This window comes from Mycobacterium appelbergii (assembly GCF_032883035.1).
GTDB classification, from domain to species: Bacteria; Actinomycetota; Actinomycetes; order Mycobacteriales; family Mycobacteriaceae; genus Mycobacterium; species Mycobacterium appelbergii.
Genome location: NZ_JAMQTH010000008.1, coordinates 39111 through 59300, shown reverse-complemented (window position 1 = coordinate 59300; position 20190 = coordinate 39111). Strand labels below are relative to the sequence as shown.

The window sequence follows — 20190 nt, the reverse complement described above, 5'->3', positions numbered from 1 at the left end:
AGCCGTGATCACCTCTTACGCGCAACAGTCAGCAGGTACTCCCACTCCATCGAAGATCCGGTCAGGTACCGGTCCCCGAGCGCGGCGATGTCGGCATCGAGCGCCGCGACGCGATCGGCATCGCCTTCGATCGCCCGGTAAGCCGAAATCGTCGGCCCGTAGTTCGCCTTGAAGTAGTCGCGGAACGCGGCGCCGTCGTCGAACATGTCGACCGCCAGGGTGCGCCGCCGCGCGACGACGTCGCCCACCCGATCGGCCAGCAGCGAGCACAGGTGTTCCTCGTCGCCCCACAACGGCGGCGGCGACACTCCCGGCGGTGGCGCAGGGACGTAGGGCTTCATCGTGGCGAACAGCCGGCCGATGAAACCTTCCGGGGTCCAACTGATCAGCCCGATCCGTCCTCCCGGGCGAGTCACCCGGACCAGTTCGTCGGCGGACTGCTGGTGGTGTGGCGCGAACATGACGCCGATGCAGGACACGACGACGTCGAACTCGTTGTCACCGAACGGTAATGCTTCGGCATTGGCCTCTTCCCAGTCCAGTGTGACACCACGTTCGGCGGCCAGTCGCCGACCCTGCTCGACCAGTTCCGGACACAGGTCACTGGCGGTGACCCGCGCTCCGGTGGCCGCCGCGGGGATCGCGACATTGCCCGTACCTGCGGCCACGTCGAGCACCCGGTCAGCGGGTCCGATGCCACAGGCGTCGACGAGGATGGACCCCAGCGGCGCGACTATGTGGGCGGCTATCGCCGAGTAGTCACCGAGAGCCCACAGGGCCCGGTGTTTGGCCTCAAGCTCGCGGTCTGCGATGACGGCGTTCATGGACGGCTCCTTTCGAGCAGGCTGCGACCATCGTCGCGCCGCCGGCCTGGCCGATCCAGTACACGATCTGTACTGGCGTCTTGGCACCAACAGGCGTCTACTTGTGCACAGCGCTTCTCGCCGGAGGTATCACCATGTCGAGTTACGGACAGTTCTGCCCGATGGCCAAGGCCATGGAGTTGCTCGACGAGCGGTGGACGCTGCTGGTGATCCGGGAGTTGCTGCTGGGCAGTACCCATTTCAACGACCTCCGTCGCGGAGTGCCCCGGATGTCGCCGGCACTGCTGTCCAAGCGGCTGAAGTCACTGACCCGTGCCTGCGTCGTCGACCGTATCGAAATCGACGGCCGGGCAACGTATTCTCTGACCGAGTGCGGTCAGGAACTGGCCGGGGTGGTGACAGCGCTGGGGGCATGGGGGGCTCGTTGGGTCGGTGAACTCGGCGATGAGGATCTCGATCCCCATCTACTGATGTGGGATATCCGTCGCACGATCCCCATTGATCTCTGGCCGCGGTCGCGGACCACGCTGGCATTCGTGCTCGACGGTGTCGCGGCCAGGGCGTCGCGGTGGTGGCTGGTGGTCGCCGAAGGACAGGCCGACGTATGCGATGTCGACCCGGGCTACGAGGCGGCAGGCACGGTCGAGACCAGCCTGCGCACACTGACCCGCATCTGGCGGGGCGACGTGGGATGGCCCCATGCCGTGCTCGACGGCAGCGTCGCACTGTCGGGTCCCGCCGAGATGCGGCGAGCGATCCCGAGGTTGATCGGCCAGAGCCCGGCCGCACTCATCGCCCGCCCGGCCTGAGCACGCTCAGTCGAGGATCCGGCGCGCCACGTTGGTGGTGACGAGGTCGAGCAGCTCGTCGGCCCGGCCGGCCAAGATGGTCCGGATCGCGTACAGCGAAAAACCTTTCGCCTGCTCGACGGTGATCGCCGGCGGGATGGACAGTTCCTGACGCGCGGTGACGACATCGACGACAGCGGGCCCGTCGTAGGCGAAGGCATCGGTCAGCGCCTGATCCAACTCCCCCGGCTGCTCCACACGCCGCCCGAACACTCCCATCGCCTGTGCCACCGCGGCGAAGTCCGGGTTCACCAGATCGGTTCCGAAGGTGACGATCCCGGCGGCCTTCATCTCCAGCTCGACGAAGTTCAGCGACGAATTGTTGAACACGATCACCTTGACCGGCAGCCGGTTCTGGATCAGCGTCACCAGTTCGCCGAACAACATGGTCAGTCCACCGTCGCCGGCCAGCGCGACCACCTGTCGGCCCGGGAATGCGGTCTGCGCTCCGATGGCATGCGGCAGCGCACACGCCATGGTGCCGTGGTTGAACGATCCGATGAGCCTGCGCCGGCCGTTCATTTTCAGGTACCGCGCCGCCCACACCACCGGGGATCCGACATCGCAGGTGAACACCGCGTCGTCGGTGGCGATCCGATCGGCAAGAGCAGCAACATATTCCGGCCTGATCGGGCTGCGGTCGCGATCGTTGACGGCCAACGCGTCCATCGACTTGCGTGTCTTGGCATAGTGGCGCAGCGACCGGTCGAGGTGCTCACGCTGCTGTTTGGGTCGCAGCAGCGGCTGCAGCGTGGCCAGAGTGTCCTTGACCGTGCCCCGCAGCCCGAGGTCGACCGGGGTCCGCCGGCCGAGGTTGCGGCCGCGGATATCGACCTGGATGACCGTGGCGGCCTCGGGATAGAACTGCTGATAGGGAAAGTCGGTGCCCAGCATCAGCAAGGTCTCGGCCTCTTTGATGGCCTTGTATCCGGACGCGAACCCGAGCAGCCCGGTCATCCCGACGTCGAACGGGTTGTCGTACTCGATGAATTCCTTGCCGCGCAACGCATGAACGATCGGCGCCTGCAACGTCGCGGCCAACTGGAGCAATGCGTCGTGTGATCCGGCGACGCCGGCCCCACCGAGGATGGTCACGCGCTCGCAGCCGTTGAGAATCTCCGCTGCCCGCTGCAGGGATTCGTCGTCGGGCCGCAGCACTGACTGCGTCGGCAACACCGGCCGTGCGGTCCACGCGCCGGTCATGCGCTGCAGGAAGATCTCGCCGGGGATGACGACGACCGCGACGCCGTTCTCCTCAACGGCCGCGCGCATGGCCATCTCCAGGATGCGTGGCGCCATCTCGGGGGTGCTGACAAGTTCGCAGTACACACTGCACTCGCGGAACAGGTCCTGCGGGTGGGTCTCCTGGAAGTACTCCGAGCCGATCTCGGTGCGCGGAATGTGCGCAGCGATCGCAAGAACCGGGACCCGGCTGCGTTGCGCATCGAACAGCCCGTTGATGAGGTGCAGGTTGCCTGGGCCGCAACTACCGGCGCAGACCGCCAGTTGCCCGGTCAATGCGGCGTCCGCGGCGGCGGCGAAGGCGGCGGTTTCCTCGTGCCGGACGTGCTCCCACCGGAGGTCGCCGCTACGGCGGATGGCGTCGGTGAATCCGTTGAGACTGTCGCCGGGCAGGCCGTACACCCGGCGCACCCCGCTGACCGTCAGCGCGTCAATGACGTGATCTGCAATCGTGGCCATCGCGCCTCCCGGTTGTGCGAATTCGGCGTGATCGGTTGCGCTGAGCGGAACCGATCACGCCGAAGTCACTCTACTTGGGGGCGAACCGCTGGCCGGCGTCCAACCGGATGCACTGACCGTTGAGCATGGCGTTCTCCACAATGGCCACAGCGAGCTTGGCGTACTCCTCCGGGCGGCCCAGGCGCTTAGGAAAGGCGGCATCCTTGGTCAGGACTGCGGCGAACTCGTCCGGGATTCCCTCGGTGAGACCGGTGGCGAACAGGCTCGGCGCGATCGCCAGGGCTCGGATCCCGAGGCTGCCCAGGTCGCGCGCCATGGTCAGGCACATGCCGGCGATCGCGGCCTTCGATGCGGTGTAGGCGATCTGACCGATCTGGCCCTCGAACGCGGCGATCGAGGCGGTGTTGATGATCACGCCACGTTCTTCGGCCTCCGCGTCGACCGGTGCGTTCTTGCTCATGTGCCACGCGGCCAGGCGACTGATGTTGAACGTGCCGATGAGATTCAGGTCGATACTGGCGCGGAAGGAATCGAGGCTGTGCGGGCCGTCCTTCTTGATGGTGCGCTCGCCGATGCCGCCGCCGGCCGTGGTGACCGCGATATGAAGTGCGCCCAAACTGTCTACGGCCTTTTGCAGTACCTGTTCGGTGCCGTCGAAGTCGGTGACGTCGACCTCGAAGAACGAGCCGCCGATCTCCGCTGCCACGTCCTTGCCCTTGGACTGCGGCCGGTCCAGTACCGCCACGCTGGCGCCCCGCTTGGCCAGGGCCTCAGCGGTGGCCCGGCCGAAGCCCGACGCGCCGCCGACGACGACGGCCTTCTTGCCCTCGATCTCCATTAGCTTCCTTTCCAAAAACGACCGAATTCGTAAAGTAACCTATCCGATGAAGCGGCCTCCCGAAGCTCCCCTGTCGGTTAGCGGGCGATCTCACTTCGTCACGGCTTCGTAAGATCCACCGGGCTGTTCAGCCGGTAGGTTTTCCCCATGGAGGATCGCGCCCGACCACCCGCGCTGGCCGGGCTCGCGGCCGCGGCCGTCGCCGTCGGTGTGACCGAGATACTCGCCGTTCCGTTTGGCCCGGCGGCCGACGCGCGCACGGCCGTGGGTTCGGCGGTGATCGATCTGACGCCCGGTCCGGTCAAGGAATGGGCGATCACCACATTCGGCACCGCCGACAAACTGTTTCTGTCGATTCTGGTGCTGGCGGTGATCGCGCTGATCGCCACGCTCAGCGCTGCCGTGGAAACCCGGACCAGGCCGATCGGCAGTATCGCGATCGGGTTCGCAGGCCTGCTCGGCTGCGCCGCGGTGCTGTCCCGCGCCGGCGCGACGTGGTGGGCGATCCTGCCGACCGTCGCGGGAACACTGTGCGGTATCGCGGTTCTGCGGCTGTTGGTCTCCGGCCGGTTTTCCGATGCCCCTGCGACCGAGGACGGTGTCGACCGGGGCAAGCGACTGTCGTTGGTCGCGTTCGGGCTGTTTGCCGCCGGAGCAGTCACCGGGGTGGCGGGCGCAGTGCTGTCCCGGCTGGCCGCCTCGGTCTCCGACGACCGGACCGCGCTGGTGTTACCCCGCCCCGCCGTCGCCGCGGCGCCGATCCCGCCTGAGGTGCAACCGGCCAATGTCACGCTGCCGCCGTTTGTGACACCGAACGCCGACTTCTACCGGATCGACACCGCGCTGAGCGTGCCGCAGGTCAGCCGTGCCGAATGGCAGTTGCGGATCCACGGAATGACCGACCGCGAGGTCACCTACCACTTCGATGACCTCGACCGCTTCGAGGTCATCGAGAAGGTGGTGACGCTGGCCTGTGTGTCAAACCCGGTGGGCGGCGACCTGATATCCAACGCCACCTGGACGGGCTACCGGGTTCGGGATCTGCTCGCCGAGGTAGGTGTGTCACCCGATGCCGACATGGTGCTCTCGACATCGACGGACGGCTTCACCGCGGGCACACCGATCGCCGCGCTCACCGACGGCCGGGACGCACTGCTCGCGGTCGGCATGAACGGCGAACCGCTGCCCACCGCCCACGGCTACCCGGCGCGGTTGGTGGTGCCGGGCCTGTACGGGTACGTATCGGCCACCAAGTGGGTCGTCGACCTCGAGTTGACCCGATTCGACCGCGCCGAGGCGTACTGGACCAGGCTCGGCTGGTCCGCGCGCGGGACGATCAAGACCGAGTCCCGCATCGACGTCCCGAGCGAAGGGCAACAGCTCACTCGCGGCCCGGTGCGCTTCGGCGGCGTCGCGTGGGCGCAGAACCGCGGGGTGCGCGCCGTCGAGGTCCGGGTGGACGGCCCGGACAAGCAAGGTGACTGGCTACCAGCACAACTCGGCGCGAGCTATTCCAACGACACCTGGCGGCTGTGGAGCATCGACTGGACGCCCACCACCGATGGAGTGCACACCATCACGGTGCGCGCCACCGACAACACCGGCGCCGTGCAGACAGCCGAGCGCGCCGATCCGGTTCCCGACGGCGCCAGCGGTTGGCACAGTGTGTCGTTCGTCGTTGCCTGACACCTTGCCTGCCCAGCAAGCGCAGAAATCCCTTCGACGAATCGACTGCAACCGAATAGGTTGGTGTGCCATGACCCCCGCACAGCATTGGCGCGACACTCTGCGCCGTTCCCTGCTGTCGGCGCGCAAACTGCGCGACACCGCACGCGTCGCAGCACTGCGGTCGGCGTTGAGCGCGATCGACAACGCCGAGACGCCGCATGCCGTCACACTCGCCACGCTGCCGGACGGGCCGATCGCCGCTGCCGTGAGCGGGCTGGGCACGACCGAAGTCGCGCGGCGTGTGCTCTCCGACACGCAGATACGCGACCTGATCCAGACTGAGGTCGACGAACGGCTCGACGCGGCAGACGAATACGTCGCCAACGGCTACCACGTGCGGGCATCCGACCTGCGGTCCCAGGCCGCGGTGCTGACCCAGGCGCTCCGCGACGCCTGAGCGCCGTGGCGCCCGGCTGATCAGCCAGGGGCCAACAGCGGCGCCAGAATGCGCGTCAGCCGGGTAACAACATGGAGGGGGCGATTCGCAGCGGCGAACGCGCAGCGCGGGAGATCCTCGCCACCTGAGTAGGGGCGCATCTGGGATCCTGGTGTCGGCACCTCATGGCACGCTGAGAGCGTGTTGCTTGCAGATGTCGCCGCCGCCTCCGCGGAGGTCGCCGCGACGTCCGCGCGCCTGGCCAAGATCAACCGGATCGCCACGCTGCTGAGCGCTGTCGCCGACGACGCGCGGTCGGTCGCAGTGACGGTGTCCTGGCTCTCGGGTGAGCTGCCACAACGCCAAATCGGCGTCGGCTGGGCGGCGTTGCGGTCCCTGCCGCCACCCGCGTCCACCGCGACGTTGACCATCGCCGAGGTCGATGCGCGCTTCACCCGCATCGGGCAGGTCGCCGGGAAGGGTTCGCAGGCACTGCGCGCGGGGCTGGTTGCAGAGCTGTTCAGCACGGCAACCGCCGGCGAGCAGACGTTCCTGCGCAGGCTCCTCGGTGGTGAGCTACGCCAGGGCGCGCTGGTCGGGGTGATGGCCGACGCCGTGGCCAAGTCCGCCGGGGTGCCTGCCGCCGAGATTCGGCGCGCGGCGATGCTCGCCGGGGACCTGCCGTCGGTGGCCGCCGCGGCCCTGATCGGTGGCAGCAGCGCGTTGGCCGAGTTCCGGCTACAGGTGGGCCGGCCTGTCGGGCCGATGCTGGCCCAGACCGCGACCAGCGTATCGGATGCGCTCGAACGTCTCGGTGGCACAGCGATTCTGGAGGCCAAGCTCGATGGAGCCCGGGTTCAGATCCATCGCTCGGGATCGGCGGTGTCGATCTACACCCGCAGTCTCGACGACGTCACGGCACGCCTGCCGGAGGTGGTCGCGGCAACGCTTGCCCTGCCCGCCACCGATCTGATCGCCGACGCCGAAGCCATCGCACTGCGCCCGGACGGTCGGCCGCACCGGTTCCAGGTCACCGCAGCGCGGTTCGGCCGCAAAAACCTCACCGACGTCGAGGATCTGTCCGTGTTCTTCTTCGACCTGCTGCACGTCGACGGCCGGGATCTGCTGGACCTGCCCACCTCCGAACGGTTCGCCGCACTCGACGCGATCGTGCCTGCCGCTGCGCGCGTCGATCGCCTGTCCACGGCAGATCCCGGCGCCGCCGCGGAATTCCTGAACCGCACCCTGGCCGCCGGGCACGAGGGCGTGATGGCGAAATCGCCTGCGGCACCATACGAGGCGGGCCGGCGCGGCTCAGGGTGGCTGAAGGTCAAACCGGTGCACACGCTGGATCTGGTGGTGCTCGCCGTCGAGTGGGGTTCGGGCCGGCGCACCGGCAAGCTGTCCAACATCCATCTCGGCGCCCGCGACCCGGCCACCGGCGGCTTCGTGATGCTGGGCAAGACCTTCAAGGGCATGACCGACGCCATGTTGGACTGGCAAACCGAGCGGTTCACCGAGCTGGCGGTGGACGGCACCGAGGGGTACGTGGTGCAGGTCCGTCCCGAGCAGGTCGTAGAGATCGCCTTCGACGGTATTCAGGGCTCCACCCGCTACCCCGGCGGCATGGCGCTGCGCTTCGCGCGGGTACTGCGCTACCGCGACGACAAGACCCCCGCCGAGGCCGATACCGTTGATACCGTCCGCGCCCTCTACGAAAGCCACTGACGCCACGCAGCATTCAGTCCGCGGTCAGTCTGAGTGCGTCGCAGGACCCCTACGGGTTTGCCCGTTTCGCCGGCGGCGTAGTCACGCTCTGGCCCGAACAGCCGCTTGACATCGCATTCGACGCTATCCCGGGGCTCCACCGCTACCTCGGCGAGGTGGCGCTACGGTTCGCGCGGGGCAATTGACGAACGCCGCGGTTGACGTCCGATACGGGGTTTCGCTGTCACACCGATTTGTGCGATGCAAGGATTGGGGGCGACGCGTACGACATCGGCCGAGCGAGGAGACAGCGTGGCAACAGCGGGGGCCCCACCAGCGGACTTCATCGAGGAGCAAGACGGCGACGTCACGTATATCCGTACCGACAAGGATCTGCCACCGGTCGCCATCATCGACCGTTCCCCGATCACCACCAAACACAAGGTCATCTTCGCGATCATCGCGCTGCTCGGCGCGGTGGCATGGGCGGTGATCGCGTTCTTCCGCGGTGAGACCGTCAACGCGGTGTGGTTCGTGATTGCGGCGATCTGTACCTACGTCATCGGCTTCCGGTTCTACGCGCGGCTGATCGAGATGAAGATCGTCAAGCCCCGCGACGAGACTGCCACGCCGGCAGAACTTTTCGAGAATGACACCGACTACATGCCGACCGATCGGCGGGTGCTGTTCGGTCACCACTTCGCCGCGATAGCCGGCGCAGGCCCGTTGGTCGGGCCGGTGCTGGCGATGCAGATGGGTTTCCTGCCCGGCACCATCTGGATCATCATCGGCGCGGTGGTCGCCGGCTGCGTGCAGGACTATCTGGTGCTGGCGATCTCCACCCGGCGCCGCGGGCGCAGCCTGGGACAGATGGCCCGTGACGAACTGGGCTCGATCGGCGGTGCGGCCGCGATCGTCGGCGTGCTGGCCATCATGGTGATCCTGCTGGCGGTGCTGGCGCTGGTGGTGGTCAATGCCCTGGCCGAAAGCCCGTGGGGCGTGTTCTCCATTGCGATGACGATCCCCATCGCCCTTTTCATGGGTGTGTATCTGCGCTTCCTGCGTCCGGGCCGGGTATCGGAGGTGTCGCTGATCGGTGTCGCTCTGCTGCTTCTCGCGGTCGTCTCCGGCGGTTGGGTTGCCGAAACCTCGTGGGGTGCTGACTGGTTCACGCTGTCGAAGGTGGCGCTGTCCTGGTGCCTGATCATCTACGGATTCGCCGCTTCTGTGCTGCCGGTCTGGCTACTGCTGGCTCCCCGCGACTATCTGTCCACGTTCATGAAGGTCGGCACGATCGCACTACTGGCGATCGGCATCCTCATCGCCCAACCCGTGATGCAGGCGCCGGCGATTTCGGACTTCGCCACCCGAGGCGACGGGCCGGTGTTCGCCGGATCCCTGTTCCCCTTCCTGTTCATCACCATCGCCTGCGGCGCTCTCTCCGGATTCCATGCGCTGATCTCCTCGGGGACCACACCCAAGCTGGTGGAGAAGGAAAGCCAGATGCGGCTGATCGGCTACGGCGGCATGCTCACCGAGTCGTTCGTCGCGATCATGGCGCTCATCGCCGCGGCCATCCTCAACCAGCACCTGTATTTCACTCTCAACGCACCGACGGCCCAGACCGGCGGCACCGCAGAATCCGCCGCCGCCTACGTCAACGGGCTCGGACTGTCCGGGCCGGACATCACACCCGATCAGATCACCCAGGCCGCCGAAGACGTCGGCGAGGAATCGATCGTCTCCCGGACCGGTGGTGCCCCCACCCTGGCGATCGGTATCTCCGAGGTGCTGCACCAGGTCTTCGGCGGGGCCGGACTCAAGGCATTCTGGTATCACTTCGCGATCATGTTCGAAGCCCTGTTCATCCTGACCACGGTCGATGCCGGCACTCGGGTGGCGCGGTTCATGCTGTCGGACGGTGTCAGCAACCTCGGCGGCCCGCTGCGCAAGTTGAAGGACCCGAGCTGGCGCGTCGGGGCGTGGATCTGCAGCGTGCTGGTCGTCGCCGGGTGGGGCAGCATCCTGCTGATGGGTGTCACCGATCCGCTCGGCGGGATCAACACCCTCTTCCCGTTGTTCGGTATCGCCAACCAGCTGCTGGCCGCGATCGCGCTGACCGTGGTCATGGTGGTGGTCATCAAGAAGGGCCTGCTGAAATGGGCCTGGATACCGGCGATTCCGTTGCTGTGGGACCTGGTCGTGACGCTCACCGCGTCGTGGCAGAAAATTTTCTCCGGCGACTCCCGGGTCGGGTACTGGACGCAGCACTTCAACTACCGCGACGCGCGGGATGCGGGTGTGACGGCGTTCGGCGCCGCCAAGAATCCCGACCAGATCGATGCCGTCATCCGGAACACGTTCATCCAGGGCACCCTCTCGATCCTGTTCGCGCTGGTGGTGGTCATCGTGTTCGTGGCAGGCGTCATCATGGCGGTGAGATCGATCCAGGGGAAGGGACATCCGACCACCGAGGACGAACCGGTGCCGTCGCGGATCTTCGCGCCGTCTGGTCTCATCCCCACGTCCATCGAGAAGGAGGTGCAGAAACAATGGGACGCATTGCCCGCGGAGCACGCCAGATCAGTTGGTACTTCTCGACATTGATGGGCGACAACCACTACCGCCGGTACGTGGAGCATCGCCACCGCACCCATCCGGGCGAGCCGGTGCTCTCCGAACGGGACTACTGGAAGATGCGGCACCGCCACACCGAGGCCAATCCAGGCGCCCGGTGCTGCTGACTGGCGCATCCGCACATCACCTGGCTCATCGGCTGCACCCCTGACTAAACTGTTGGGCATACGGTAAGGCAGTCGCGAATGGGGGCATGCCCGGTGAACAAAGCGAGTAGCTACTTTCGACCGCGAACAGAAACTTCTACCGCAGCGAATACCGCAGAGGCAGGTGCTTGAGCCCGCCGACAAATGTGGTCGCGGTGTGTTCGGGCGTGCCGGCCAGCTCGATCGAGTCGAGTCGCGGGATCAGTTCGGTAAAGAAGCTGTTGATCTCCATACGGGCCAGGGCGGCGCCGAGACAGAAGTGCACGCCGTAACCGAATGCCACGTGCTTGTTCGGATCCCGGCCGACGTCGAAGCGGAACGGGTCTTCGAAGACCTCTTCGTCGCGATTGCCCGACGGATACGCCAGCAGCACCGACTCCCCTGCCGCGATGGATACGTCACGCACTGAAGTGTCTTCTGCCGCGGTCCGCATGAACGCCTTCACCGGTGTGACCCACCGGATCATCTCCTCGGTCGCGGTGGCCATCAGCCCCGGATCGGTGCCCAGCCGCTCCCGTTGATCAGGATTTTCCAGCAGCGCCAGCATCCCGCCGGAGATGGTGGCGCTGGTGGTGTCGTGACCGGCAGCAGCCACGATCGCATAGTAGGAGACTGTCTCGATGTCGTTGAGCGGTTCACCGTCGATGCGGGCGTTGGCGATCGCCGAGGCCAGGTCCTCGGTGGGGTTCTCCCGCCGGGAGGCGGTCAGAGCGGTGAAGTACTGGAACATCTCCAGCAACGCCGACATGGAATCCCCGGAGTCGTGCTGGAATTCGTCGTCGTCACTGCCGAACAGCTCCTGGGTCAACTTCAGCATCAACGGAAAGTCCGCCTCGGGCACACCGAGCAGCGACATGATCACGTACAGCGGGTAATTGACCGCGACTTCCTGGACGAAGTCGCACTCGCCCCCGGCCGCCAGCATCTTGTCGACGTGAATCCTGGCCAACTCATCGACACGTATTTTCAAGGCCCGCATCGCTTTCGGGCGAAACCAATCCGCCCCCACAGCGCGCATCACGCGATGCTGCGGATCGTCCATGTGGATGAGGGTGCGGACCCCGACCGCGGCCTGCTTGTCGTCGTTCTCGGCCGTCATGAGCACCGGCCGTGGCGAGTTGGTGAAGACGTCGTCGGCCCGTTCGATGGCCATGATGTCGGCGTGTTTGGTGATCGCCCAGAACGGCTTGTAGGAAGGCACGTCCACCCACGACACCGGTGCGTTGGACCGCAGGTGTGTCAGCGCCGCATGGAATTTCGTCTCATCGGCATACGCCGCAGGGGTGGCGAAGACGTTGGCGGCATCGTCGATGGTCCTGACGCTCATAAGACACTCCTCACGGGCGGGCATTCGCGGAACTCCTGCAGCACCGCGTTCACCGTGATCGGAGAGATTGCGGCGGGAAAGCTCGGTAGTACGCGGTCGATCACGCCTTCGCAGCGACGTCGCAATGCCGTCGCCAGCTCCGGAATGGGCGCGACGACCGCAAACGCGGCGAGGACGTCGTCATCGACCAGTGCGGCCATCGCATCCCACTCGCCGGCGAGCGACAATCGGTGCAGTTCGGCGTGCAGGTCGCCCCACCCGTGCAGCTCAAGCACCGGGCGGTAGGCGGGCGTTGAGCCGTAGAAGGCCAATTGCTTGCGGATGACCGCGGAGGCCGCGGCCATTTCCGACTCATCGGCACCCGTCACCAGGAATACCGGGCACGACACCTCGAGCTCGCGGCGGTCACGGCCGGAACGCCGCATGCCCCGCTGCAGCGCCGGTGTAGTGACCTCGTCGAGATAGCGCCGCGTGGTGAAGGCATGGGCCAGGAGACCATCGGCAACCTCGCCGCACATCTCGGCCATCAGCTCGCCGACGGCTGCCACGAACACCTTCGGAGACGGCTGCGGTGATGGTTCGGGGGCGAACATCGGTGTCATGATCGTGTGCGTGTAGAACTCGCCTTCGAAGCGCAGCCTGGTGCCATCGCGCCAACACGACCAGATCGATTGCAGCGCCTGAATGTATTCGCGCATGCGACGTGCCGGGTGACTCCACGGCATGCTGAACCGCTTCTCGATGTGCGGCTTGATCTGGGTGCCCAGACCGAGAATGAAACGGCCCCGCGAATATGCCTGCAGATCCCAACCGAGGTGCGCGACGGTCATCGGGCTGCGCGCGAACGCGACCGCGATACTCGTCCCGATCTGGATCCGGCTGGTGTGCTCCGCCGCCAGCGTCAGCGGCAGGAAGGGATCGTGGTTAATCTCCCCGGCCCAGCACCCGTCGTATCCCTGTAACTCCAGCTCGCGGACGGTATCCGGAACGCTGCGGAGTTGGCTCGGTATCCCGCGATCAATCTTGACGGCGGGGCCTGGCCCGCCTGTCGTCGTCACCCGATCGACGCTACAGTAAGCAATTCAGTATGGTCAACGGGTTAGGCTACAAGCCGTGGACCGGTTCGAGGAGTGGAGGCCGCTGTGACGCACGCCCACGAGTGGAAGGACTCGTTGGAGGACCTCGACCGGCGCCGCGCGAATTCGTACGGCATGGGCGGTCCCGAACGCCTCGCCAAGCACCACGCCAAAGGCAAGCTGGATGCCAGGGCGCGCCTGGCACATCTACTCGACCCCGGGACGTTTCAGGAGTTCGGGACACTGGTGGGCGGCGACATCGCCTCCGACGGAATCGTCACCGGTTCCGGTCTGGTCAACGGCGCCCCGGTGATGATCGGCGCCGAGGACTTCACCACGTACGCGGGCAGCATCGGGCCGGGCGGCAATGCCAAACGGTACCGGTTGGCCGAGTTGGCGCTGCGCAACAAGATTCCGCTGGTGATGTTGTTGGAGGGCGCGGGCTTTCGCGCGGCGGCCGGCGAGCACTACGGCCGCACACCGACCGACCTGCTCGCGCAGGCCCGGTGTTCCGGCCGGGTCCCGACGGTCTCGGCAGTGCTCGGCGCCTCGGCAGGGCATGGCGCACTGGTCGCCCCGGTCTGCGATTTCACCATCATGAGTCCGCACGGTGCGATCTTCACGGCGGGCCCGCCCGTAGTGAAAGAGTCGACGGGAGAAGAGGTCTCAAAGGAGGACCTCGGTGGCCCCGGCATGGCGCTGGCCAGCGGGGTGATCCACAACTATGGCGCGGACGACGAGTCGGTGCTCGACGACATCCGCCGCTACCTGTCGTACTTCCCGTCCAGCGCGTGGTCCTACCCCCCGGCCGCCGCGGGCAGCGAGTCCGCCGAGCCCCGCGCCACGCCGGAGCTTCTCGACATCGTCTCCCGCGACAACCGTCGCATCTACGACATGCGCACCGTGCTCGACGCGGTGTTCGACCGCACCGACTGGTTCGAGGTGCAACCCAAATTCGGTCGCGCGATCCTTTGCGCGCTGGCCCATCTCGGCGGACACCCGGTCGCGGTCGTGGCCAACCAGCCACAGGTGTTGGCCGGTTCCATCGATGCCGACGCCGCCGACAAGGCCGCACATTTCATCACGGTCGCCGATTCGTTCCATCTGCCGATCGTCTTCCTGGCCGACAATCCCGGCATGTTGCCGGGCAGCCAGTCGGAACACCGCGGGGTTCTGCGCAGCGGCGCGAGGATGTTCGTCGCCCAGACCGCGGCGACCACGTTGAAGTTGCACGTGACGCTGCGCAAGGCGTTCGGCTTCGGGTCGATGGTGATGTCGCTGTTGGGGTTCGACGATCAGGTGGCCACGTTCGCCTATCCCGGCGCAACCATGGGCGCGATGGGCGCGGCGGCACTGAGCCGCGCGGCGCATGCCGGCCAGGATGTCGCCCACGTCCTCAAGACCATGGAACTCGAGGCGTCGTACCGGTCGGCGGGACACCTCGGCTTCGACGAGCTCATCGCACCCGCCGAAACCCGCAACGCCCTGCTCGTCGCCCTGCACCAGGGCATCTACAGTCGCCAGGCCGCAGCAGAGCCGGTGTCGCGCACCGCGATCATGCCGTAACCCCAACCACGCGAGCGTGCGGATCTGCAACGTCAGGGCGTCGCGGCGCCGAACCAGATTGGCAGATGGGCGATCAGGTCAGCCTGATCCTGACCGACCCATGCCACGTGGCCGTCGGGCCGCAGTAGCACCGCAGGCACGTCCAGTTCCTCACTGACGTCGACGATGTGGTCGACCCGGTCCGCCCAACCGTCCACCGCGAGCCGGCCGGTCTGATCGAACAGCAGCCCGCGTCCGTCGCGCATCAACTCGTACAGGCGACCACGCCTCAAGGTGATGTCGCGGAGTCTCCGCCCGAGCAGTTCGTGAAACCCGCCGAAGTCGTAGCGAATCCCGATCGCGATCAGCTTCTCGGTCAGGTACCGGTTGACCTCCTCGAAGTCCATCAGTTCCGACATCAACCGGCGCACCGCCCGCGGACCCGGACCGAGAGACATCAGTTCCATCTGCGCCCGGGTGTTGTCCAGGACGTCGGCGGCCACCGGGTGTCGTTCGGTGTGATAGCTGTCCAGCAGGCCATCTGGCGCCCAGCCGTTCACCGTCGCAGCCAGTTTCCAGCCGAGATTGAACGCGTCCTGAATGCCGAGGTTGAGCCCCTGTCCGCCGGTCGGCGGGTGAATGTGCGCCGCGTCGCCGGCCAGCAGTACCCGGCCGACCCGATACCGTTCAGCGAGCCGGGTGGCGTCGCCGAAACGCGACAGCCACCGAGGCGAGTGGACGCCGAAGTCGGTACCGGCGTGTGCCCGCAGCTGCTGCTGGACTTCTTGCAGGGTCGGCGCGACGGCACGGTCCTCGGCCAGCCCGTCGGCGGGCACGACGACCCGGTACACCCCGTCGTCGAGGAGGCCGAGGCCGAACCGCTTCTGAGTTTTGCGGACTTCGGCCACCACGGCGTCAATCGTCTCCGGCGGCACGCCGACCTTCATCTCGCCCAGCAGCGTCTCGACCGTTGCGGGCTCACCGGGAAACGCGACGCCGAGCAGCTTGCGGACCGTGCTGCGGCCACCATCGCAACCGACCAGGTAGTGCGCGCGTAACTCTGTGCCGCCGGCCAACTCCACGGTCACCCCGTCGTCGTCCTGGCTGAGCGCCACCACTTCGCATCCTCGCCGGAAGTCAACGCCGACTTCTTCTGCGTGCTCAGCCAGCAGGCGGTCGGTGACGGTCTGTGGGATGCCGAGGACGTACGGGTGTGCGGTGTCGAGCCGGTCCGGGGCTGCCTTGGGGATGGCTGCGAAGAATCCGCCGACCGGGTATTGCCGGCCGAGCGCGAGAAACCGCTCCAGCAGGCCACGCTGATCCAGCACCTCGATGCTGCGCGCGTGCAGGCCGAGTGAGCGGACAACCTTGGTCGGCTCCGTCTCCTTCTCCAGCACGACAGTGTGCACCCCGTGCAGCCGCAACTCACAGGCCAGCATCAGGCCGGTCGGCCCACCGCCGGCAACGATCACGTCGATCATGAATCCCCCATTCGACAAGCCTGATTCCGCAGGTGCGGGTCTCGGCTGGGAGATTGTGCGGCATGACCCGGGTCTTGCGGCAAGACCCCTGGTGCGCTATATGTTGAAAGTGGCAGGGAACGAAAGCACCCTGCCTTTGTCGTCCCTGCCGACGCTCAGGCCTCAGTGGCGCGGTACCGGGTGATGATCGGCGCTAGTTCGTCCGGCGTGGCGCCGTGCATGATCACCGCGTCCGCTCCGTAGTCGAACTCCTTCCGGATCCGGTCCACGCACTGCTGGGCCGAACCTGTCGCCGACGGTTCGAGCCACGCGTCGGGAATCAGCGTCGCGATGTGTTCGATCTGCTCGGGACTGGCCTTGTGGTCGATCCCACCCGGGATGGACGTGACGACGGCGTCTTCCCGGAAGCGTTGCAGGACCGCAGGATCCCAATTGTTGGTGCTCACCAGGAGGTCGCCGTAGCCCTGCAGGTAGGTGGCCAGCCGTGCGACGGTCTTCTTGAGCCGCAGTTGCTCCGGCAGGTGATCACCAACGGTGGCGAAGCAGGACCACACCCGCACGCTGTCGGGGTCACGCCCGGCTTGTTCGGCGGCGTCTTTCACCGTTTTCACCGCTCGCTGCAGGGTTTCCGGAGTGAAGTAGGTGTGGAGGATGACGTCGTCGAATTCACGTCCGCCCAATGCCAGGGTCTGCGGCCCGAACGCCACGATGGCCAGCCGGATGTCCTCGTCGAAGTCGGGGTCGAGAAACAACACCTGGTAGTTGCCCATCGGGCCGTCGTGGTTGAAGACCACCTCGCCGTGCCACAGCTTGCGCATGACCTGCGCGAAATCCTCCATCTGGGCGGTGGTCACCGCGGGCACCCCGAACGCGTTGTACATGGCGGCGATGCCCCGGCCGATACCGAGGGTGAACCTTCCGCCGGACAGCCGATGCATCGTGGTGGCCCACGATCCGGTGATGAGCGGGTGGCGGGTGTTGTGATTGGTTGCGGCGGTGGCGATCTGCATGCGGTTGGTCACCGCACAGGCCGCCCCTACGAGTGAGGATGCCTCCTTGACGTTCCACCGCTCGGAGATGAAGGCCGTACCGAACCCCAGTTCCTCGCCACGTCGGGCCTCGTCCATCAGCGTCGCCGGCCCCTCTCCCCCCGCCCCCGCCAGCAGGTAGTAGCCCAGCTCATCGAGTACGCGTTCACTCATGCCCAAACCCCTTGCTCATCGCCGTAACTCCGCACTTCGCCGGTCCGCCGGAAAATCTCTACGCAAGGATGAACCCGGTGTAACCGGCGGCCGAAATCTCGTCACAGCGGCGTCGGTACTCCGGAATCCCTGCGGTGTAGCCCATATACATCCGTTTCTTGCCGGGCACGTTGCCGCCGTTATACCAGGAATTGCAGCTGGGATGCACGAGCACCGTCGATGCCACCAGCGCGGTGGCGTGATCGATCCAGTCCCGTTGGGCCTGCACCGTCGCCTCGATGGTGCGGATGCTGTTGGACCGCAGGTAGTCGATGCAGTCGGCGATCCACTCCACATGTTGCTCCAGGGCAGCGACGAAATTCGTTTCTGCCGATGGGCTCCCGGGTCCCTGGATGGTGAGAAGGTTCGGAAATCCCGCCACGGCCAAGCCGAGATACGACAGTGGCCCCTCGGTGGCCCAGTAGTCACCCAGCGACATACCGTCACGACCGCGCACATCAATTCGGCTCAACGCGCCGGTCATCGCGTCGAAGCCGGTCGCGTACACGATGACGTCCAGGTCGACATCGCCTTGCGCAGTGGCGATACCGGTAGGGGTCACCGCACGGATCGCGCCGTTGCGCAGATCGACGAGAGTGACGTTGTCCCGGTTGAACGTCTCGTAGTAGCCCTGGTCGATGATCGGCCGTTTGCATGCGAACGGATGCGTCGGCACCAGGGCGGCCGCGGTGTGCGGGTCGGCAACGGTGCGGGCGATCGCTTCGCCATACAGCGCGGTGGCCTGCCGGTTGGCGTCGATGTCGAAGAAGACGTCTCCCCAGTTGAGCGCGCCCATCACGCCGTGCTCCTCAACGGCCCGCAGCTGCTCGGCCCGCGACGCGGACTTCACCGGTGGCCGGGCCAGCATGTCCAGCAACACCGAGAACGCACTCAGGCGTGCCGCACCGACCGGATGCTCCCGTTGCGCGGCCCGGATCTGGTCGTAGTTCGCCTTCAGCTGATCCAGCTCGCCGGGTTCGAACGCGCGCACCTGCCACGGCAGGGTGAACGCCGGTGAGCGCTGAAACACCGTCAGGTGGGCGGCTTCCCGGGCCACCACGGGTATCAGCTGCACGCCGGTGGATCCGGTGCCGATGACGCCGACACGCTTACCGCGCAGATCGAAGCCCGCCCGGGGCCAGCTGCTGGTGAACAGCGATGCACCGGTGAAATCGTCCATCCCGGGAATATCGGGTTCCAGTGGTACAGACAGGATTCCGGTGGCGGCCACAACGAACGCGGCGGTGAGCACGTGTCCCGTCACGGTTTTCACGTCCCACCGAGCACCGTCCGGGTCGAAGGCCATGGCGATCACCTCGGCGCCCAACCCGATGTCATGACGCAGATCAAGCCGGTCCGCGACGAAGTTCAGGTAGGCCTCGATCTCGGGTTGGACCGGCATGGTCTCGGTCCACACCCACTCCTGCTGAATCTCCTCGGAGAAGCTGTAGGAGTATTCGACGCTCTCGATATCGCAGCGCGCACCCGGGTATCGGTTGACCAACCACGTCCCGCCGACCCCGTCGGCCTTCTCCAGCACACGCACCCGCAGGCCGAGTTCGCGGAGCCGATACAGCGCATACAGTCCGGAGAATCCGGCACCGATGACGATGACGTCGTAGTCGGCAGCGACCGTCACAGGTCGATGACCTTCTCGTTGCGGTTCTTGCGTTCAACGTAGAAACGAGCTGCGCGGCGGATCGACTCCGCAGTCGGCTCGGGTTTCCACCCGAGGTCGCGCGTGGCCTTGCCGTGGTCGGCCGGCGAGGTCAGCGCCAGGAGCCGCACCGCGGTGAGGTTCATCGGAAGGTCAGTGTGGAACAGCCGATTTGACAACCCCGCCAACCAGCCGAAGGCGTAGACCAACGCCATCGGCACCCCGAACCTGGGCGGGGATGCCCCGACCGCCCGGGCAGCTACCGTGAACATCTCCTGCTGGGACATGTAGCTTTCGGACACGATGTAGCGCTCACCACTGCGTCCGTGCGTGGCGGCCAACACCAGCGCCGCGGCCGCGTCGTCGATACCCACCACTTCAGCACCGACACCCCGGATGTAGACGGGCGTCTTCCCAAACGCGGCCATGGCGATCAGCGCGCCCTGTTTGGGCTGCCAGTCCGGTGGGCCGTAGGGATTGGACACACACATCGCCACGGCAGGAAGCCCATGTTCAATGGCATAGCGCAGCACCAGATCCTCTGCCTGCCTGCGGGATTCGATGTAGGGACCACCCTTGCCCGCCCAGTTGAACGGGGTGTCCTCGTCGACCGTCTCGCCGTCGCGCCCGATGGCGATTGTTCCGATCGTGCTGAGGAACACGAAGCGTTCCAGATCCACCTCGAGTGCGATGTCGAGCACGCCGCGCAGGCCATCCACGTTGGTCGCGAACAACGGGGCCGGATCGGCGAGGTGTGCCCTGGTGTCGACGACGCAGTAGAACACCACATCGCGGTCGGCCATCGCGGCGGCCACCGCGTCGACGTCGAAGATGTCCCCGAAGCAGTGCTCAACGTCGAGGCCGTCGATCCCTTTGGTCGAACTGCTCCGGCGAAGCAATACCCGCACATCGTCCCCGCGTTCGACCAGCTGGCGGGTGACAGCTGCGCCCACATTGCCACTGGCGCCCAGGACGAGCGCCCTGCGTCGATCAACCATTACCGCTCCATCCCGTCGCGCGTTCGGCCATCGATGTTACGGTAATCGTTACAGTAGCTA

The 20190-nt window shown here is 66.3% G+C and carries 16 protein-coding genes; 7 read left to right on the top strand and 9 right to left on the bottom strand.

Annotated elements, in window-relative coordinates; all coding sequences use genetic code 11:
- Positions 1-8: 8 nt before the first annotated feature.
- Positions 9-824 carry a class I SAM-dependent methyltransferase gene (locus M1247_RS19165; RefSeq protein WP_317157971.1) on the bottom strand — a complete coding sequence of 272 codons (816 nt, stop codon included), beginning with the start codon at positions 822-824 and terminating at the stop codon, positions 9-11.
- Positions 825-958: 134 nt separating this feature from the next.
- Between M1247_RS19165 and M1247_RS19160 the strand changes: the two genes are divergently transcribed.
- Positions 959-1633, top strand: a complete 675-nt coding sequence (locus M1247_RS19160) for a winged helix-turn-helix transcriptional regulator (protein ID WP_317157970.1) — start codon at positions 959-961, stop codon at positions 1631-1633.
- Between the two features lie 6 nt (positions 1634-1639).
- On the opposite strand, the gene poxB is transcribed toward M1247_RS19160, so the two are convergent.
- Together poxB and M1247_RS19150 are read right to left on the bottom strand one after the other, a co-directional pair.
- The gene (poxB, locus tag M1247_RS19155; protein WP_317157969.1) at positions 1640-3373 is read right to left on the bottom strand and encodes a ubiquinone-dependent pyruvate dehydrogenase; all 1734 of its coding nucleotides are present in this window, start codon (positions 3371-3373) and stop codon (positions 1640-1642) included.
- Between the two features lie 70 nt (positions 3374-3443).
- On the bottom strand, positions 3444-4211 hold the full coding sequence (locus tag M1247_RS19150) for an SDR family NAD(P)-dependent oxidoreductase (RefSeq protein WP_317157968.1): 768 nt from the start codon (positions 4209-4211) through the stop codon (positions 3444-3446).
- Between the two features lie 147 nt (positions 4212-4358).
- On the opposite strand from M1247_RS19150, the gene M1247_RS19145 reads away from it, so the two are divergent.
- From M1247_RS19145 to M1247_RS19125, 5 genes are all read left to right on the top strand, one after another.
- Positions 4359-5897, top strand: coding sequence for a molybdopterin-dependent oxidoreductase (locus M1247_RS19145; protein WP_317157967.1), 1539 nt, complete (start codon positions 4359-4361; stop codon positions 5895-5897).
- 70 nt (positions 5898-5967) lie between these two features.
- Positions 5968-6336 (top strand): GatB/YqeY domain-containing protein, encoded by a 369-nt coding sequence (locus M1247_RS19140; RefSeq protein ID WP_317157966.1) that lies wholly within the window; start codon positions 5968-5970, stop codon positions 6334-6336.
- Positions 6337-6516: 180 nt separating this feature from the next.
- Positions 6517-8043 (top strand): ATP-dependent DNA ligase, encoded by a 1527-nt coding sequence (locus M1247_RS19135; RefSeq protein WP_317157965.1) that lies wholly within the window; start codon positions 6517-6519, stop codon positions 8041-8043.
- Between the two features lie 291 nt (positions 8044-8334).
- Positions 8335-10629, top strand: a complete 2295-nt coding sequence (locus tag M1247_RS19130) for a carbon starvation CstA family protein (RefSeq protein ID WP_317157964.1) — start codon at positions 8335-8337, stop codon at positions 10627-10629.
- Positions 10575-10766: a YbdD/YjiX family protein gene (locus tag M1247_RS19125; protein ID WP_317157963.1), complete on the top strand. Its 192-nt coding sequence runs from the start codon at positions 10575-10577 to the stop codon at positions 10764-10766. The genes M1247_RS19130 and M1247_RS19125 overlap by 55 nt, the downstream gene beginning before the upstream one ends.
- 136 nt (positions 10767-10902) lie before the next feature.
- Here the strand turns inward: M1247_RS19125 and M1247_RS19120 are convergent, their stop codons facing one another.
- Together M1247_RS19120 and M1247_RS19115 are read right to left on the bottom strand one after the other, a co-directional pair.
- On the bottom strand, positions 10903-12132 hold the full coding sequence (locus M1247_RS19120; RefSeq protein ID WP_317157962.1) for a cytochrome P450: 1230 nt from the start codon (positions 12130-12132) through the stop codon (positions 10903-10905).
- Positions 12129-13190, bottom strand: a complete 1062-nt coding sequence (locus M1247_RS19115) for an LLM class F420-dependent oxidoreductase (protein WP_317157961.1) — start codon at positions 13188-13190, stop codon at positions 12129-12131. Before M1247_RS19115 ends, M1247_RS19120 begins: the two co-directional genes overlap by 4 nt.
- Before the next feature lie 84 nt (positions 13191-13274).
- On the opposite strand from M1247_RS19115, the gene M1247_RS19110 reads away from it, so the two are divergent.
- The gene (locus M1247_RS19110) at positions 13275-14774 is read left to right on the top strand and encodes an acyl-CoA carboxylase subunit beta (protein WP_317157960.1); all 1500 of its coding nucleotides are present in this window, start codon (positions 13275-13277) and stop codon (positions 14772-14774) included.
- 32 nt (positions 14775-14806) lie between these two features.
- On the opposite strand, the gene rox is transcribed toward M1247_RS19110, so the two are convergent.
- The 4 genes from rox to M1247_RS19090 all read right to left on the bottom strand — a co-directional run bounded on the left by rox (position 14807) and on the right by M1247_RS19090 (position 20130).
- A complete protein-coding gene (rox, locus tag M1247_RS19105) occupies positions 14807-16234 on the bottom strand; it encodes a rifampin monooxygenase (protein WP_317157959.1) in 1428 nt (475 codons plus the stop codon).
- Positions 16235-16389: 155 nt separating this feature from the next.
- Positions 16390-17436 (bottom strand): TIGR03857 family LLM class F420-dependent oxidoreductase, encoded by a 1047-nt coding sequence (locus M1247_RS19100; protein WP_317157958.1) that lies wholly within the window; start codon positions 17434-17436, stop codon positions 16390-16392.
- A 58-nt stretch (positions 17437-17494) separates the two neighbouring features.
- On the bottom strand, positions 17495-19114 hold the full coding sequence (locus M1247_RS19095) for a flavin-containing monooxygenase (RefSeq protein WP_317157957.1): 1620 nt from the start codon (positions 19112-19114) through the stop codon (positions 17495-17497).
- Entirely contained in the window at positions 19111-20130 is a 1020-nt protein-coding gene (locus tag M1247_RS19090) for an NAD-dependent epimerase/dehydratase family protein (RefSeq protein WP_317157956.1), read from the bottom strand. The genes M1247_RS19095 and M1247_RS19090 overlap by 4 nt, the downstream gene beginning before the upstream one ends.
- Between the last annotated feature and the right edge of the window lie 60 nt (positions 20131-20190).

Bases quoted from the DNA above. Each gene is read 5' to 3' on its own strand.
- M1247_RS19150 (WP_317157968.1), bottom strand. From the start codon at position 4,211: ATGGAGATCGAGGGCAAGAAGGCCGTCGTCGTCGGCGGCGCGTCGGGC.
- M1247_RS19100 (WP_317157958.1), bottom strand. From the start codon at position 17,436: ATGAGTGAACGCGTACTCGATGAGCTGGGCTACTACCTGCTGGCGGGG.
- rox (WP_317157959.1), bottom strand. From the start codon at position 16,234: ATGATCGACGTGATCGTTGCCGGCGGTGGGCCGACCGGCCTGATGCTG.
- M1247_RS19125 (WP_317157963.1), top strand. From the start codon at position 10,575: ATGGGACGCATTGCCCGCGGAGCACGCCAGATCAGTTGGTACTTCTCG.
- M1247_RS19140 (WP_317157966.1), top strand. From the start codon at position 5,968: ATGACCCCCGCACAGCATTGGCGCGACACTCTGCGCCGTTCCCTGCTG.
- M1247_RS19090 (WP_317157956.1), bottom strand. From the start codon at position 20,130: ATGGTTGATCGACGCAGGGCGCTCGTCCTGGGCGCCAGTGGCAATGTG.
- M1247_RS19120 (WP_317157962.1), bottom strand. From the start codon at position 12,132: ATGAGCGTCAGGACCATCGACGATGCCGCCAACGTCTTCGCCACCCCT.
- M1247_RS19165 (WP_317157971.1), bottom strand. From the start codon at position 824: ATGAACGCCGTCATCGCAGACCGCGAGCTTGAGGCCAAACACCGGGCC.
- M1247_RS19160 (WP_317157970.1), top strand. From the start codon at position 959: ATGTCGAGTTACGGACAGTTCTGCCCGATGGCCAAGGCCATGGAGTTG.
- poxB (WP_317157969.1), bottom strand. From the start codon at position 3,373: ATGGCCACGATTGCAGATCACGTCATTGACGCGCTGACGGTCAGCGGG.
- M1247_RS19145 (WP_317157967.1), top strand. From the start codon at position 4,359: ATGGAGGATCGCGCCCGACCACCCGCGCTGGCCGGGCTCGCGGCCGCG.